General features: G+C 48.1%; 1 pseudogene. It reads right to left on the reverse strand.

Features of this window, described 5'->3' with window-relative positions:
• Nucleotides 1-31: 31 nt before the first annotated feature.
• Nucleotides 32-339 (reverse strand): annotated as a pseudogene (locus P0G09_RS16310) (phage antirepressor protein); the annotation flags it as partial.

Consider the following 339-nt stretch of genomic DNA (forward strand, 5'->3'; position numbering starts at 1 on the left):
CAAAAATTGGTAACATTTATTGAATATCTTACTCCTTACCCTTTTGCACTCCGCGCTTCTTCCATACATCCGTCAGCTCATATCGGATGCGGATTGCCAAAAGCAGCTGATGAATCCATACTTCGGAGTAGCCTATCTACAAATAGGTATCAAGCGCGCGGTCGAGGGCCTGCTCCGGGTCGATGGTTTCCTCGATGCGGTCCTTGCCTACCATTGCCAGCCATGCCTTGAACGGCTCAGCCTTTTTGGAAGGAATCGACTGAATGATACGTAAAAGCTGCTCCGTATTGGCAACATCCGTAAGACGACGTTTGCCATCTTCTGCCTTCATTTTCAACT

This window comes from Faecalibacterium sp. DFI.5.82 (assembly GCF_029076575.1).
GTDB lineage: Bacteria > Bacillota > Clostridia > Oscillospirales > Ruminococcaceae > Faecalibacterium > Faecalibacterium duncaniae.